This window comes from Glutamicibacter nicotianae, from assembly GCF_006539525.1.
GTDB classification, from domain to species: domain Bacteria; phylum Actinomycetota; class Actinomycetes; order Actinomycetales; family Micrococcaceae; genus Glutamicibacter; species Glutamicibacter nicotianae.
Window position 1 is genome coordinate 1 of the sequence record NZ_BJNE01000037.1, and the last position, 1,821, is coordinate 1,821.

Below are 1,821 nucleotides of genomic sequence, written 5' to 3' on the forward strand. Positions count from 1 at the left end.
CAAGGCGCTGGTTACTGATTACTCGTCGATTGCGACAGAAGCTGCAATCGCGGGTGTTCCGGTCGCCTACTTTCAATTTGACCGCCGTATGATCTTCGGTCCTGGTCATGCCTTTGATGAGGGATGGTTCGACTACGTCCAGCACGGATTTGGGCCGGTCTTTGAGCAATCGGCGCACCTGTCTAGGTGGTTTCGTGCGCAAGCCAGGAATCAGTGGCGATTGGATGAGAAGTACGCTGATCGATTTGAAGCGAATTCTGCCACTCCTGGACGGGAAGGCTTCTGAGCGAGTTTTCCGGGAGATAGTAAGGCTTGATAGCCCCTTGTTTGATTTCGAAGTTGGGAATCCAACCTTCAAGTCCAAGTAGTCGTGATCTGGTGGGTCATCATATTGGTGTGAGATGACTTGCGGTTTTGGACAGTTCGTAAAATGACGGGCCGTCCCGGGCAGGAATGCCTGCCCGGAACGGCATAAGTCCCGGGCTGCAGTCAGGCGCGCAGCCAGGCCGTGGTGTGTGCCGGCAAGGTACGGCCGTGGACCGGCTGGCTCGCGAGCAGCAGCTCGCCGTCAGGCAATTGGACTGGTGCGTTGCCGAAGTTGGTGACGCTCAGCCAGCCGCCCGGGCGGGTGAAAGCCAGAACCTGGTCGTTGCCCGTGTCCTGCCACTCCAGCTCTTCCGCTCCCTGCAGTTCGTGGCGCAACGCCAGCGCCTGCCGGTAGAGGTTCAGGGTGGAGCCTGCGGCTTCTTCCTGGGTGCTCGCGGCGTACTCGGCGAACCAATCGGGCTGGGGGAGATGGGCGCCGCCGGCCCCGAAGCCGAAGGAGCTTCCCTGAGGTGTCCACGGAAGGGGCACCCGGCAGCCATCGCGCCCCAGGCCGTCCCATTCCGCGCCGCGGAAGAACGATGGATCCTGGCGCGATTCCGCCGGAATCTGCGCCACCTCGTGCAAGCCGAGTTCCTCGCCCTGGTACAGGTAGGCCGAACCGGGCAGGGCAAGCATCAGCAGCGTCGCCGCACGGGCGCGCCGCAGCCCGCCCTGGCGGTCCAGCGCTGCGCCGGGGCCTCCGGCCTTGACCCATTCCACGCCCTGCTTCACCGTGCGCCCGGCCAGCGGCGGCAGGCCGTAGCGCGTGGCGTGGCGGGTGACATCGTGGTTGGAGAACACCCAGGTGGAGGTGGATCCGGTGGCGCGCACCTGTTCGAGATTCTGCTCGATGATGCTCCGGAATTGCCCCGCCTCGAAGTCGGCGACCAGCAGGTCGAAGCTGAAGGCCTGGCCGAGCCCCTCGGGGGAGGCGTATTTCGCGCGGCGTTCGGCGGTTTCCACCCAGGCCTCGGCCACTGCAAAGCGCGGAGGGTCGTACTCGTTGAAGACCTTGCGCCACTCGCGGTAGATCTCGTGGACCTCGTCGCGGTCCATGAGCGGGTGGGTGCCGCTGGTCCGATCCAGCTGGGCCAGTTCGTCCTTGCTGGGCAGTTGCTCTGGCAGGTCCTTGACCAGCAGGTTGGCCACGTCCACGCGGAATCCGTCCACCCCTCGATCCGACCAGAAGCGCAGGGTCCGCAGGAAGTCCTCGCGCACCTCGGGGTGGTCCCAGTTCCAGTCCGGCTGCTCCGGGGTGAAGGTGTTCAGGTACCACTGGCCGTCCGCCACGCGCGTCCAGCGCGGGCCGCCGAAGGAAGCGGTCCAGTCGGTGGGCGGCAGCTCGCCCTGCGCGCCGCGCCCCTCGCGGAAGTGGAAGCGCTCGCGCGCGGCCGAGCCGCGTCCGGCCGCAACAGCCTCCAGAAACCACGTGTGGCGGTCGGAGGAGTGGTTTGG

The 1,821-nt window shown here is 65.5% G+C and carries 1 protein-coding gene and 1 pseudogene; one reads left to right on the plus strand and one right to left on the minus strand.

Annotated elements, in window-relative coordinates; translation table 11 throughout:
- Window positions 1–286, plus strand: a pseudogene (locus tag ANI01nite_RS16575) (bifunctional glycosyltransferase/CDP-glycerol:glycerophosphate glycerophosphotransferase); the annotation flags it as partial.
- Window positions 287–489: 203 nt separating this feature from the next.
- On the opposite strand, the gene ANI01nite_RS16580 reads toward ANI01nite_RS16575, so the two are convergent.
- A partial coding sequence (locus ANI01nite_RS16580) for an alpha-amylase family glycosyl hydrolase (RefSeq protein ID WP_141359362.1) occupies window positions 490–1,821 on the minus strand: 1,332 nt, incomplete at its 5' end.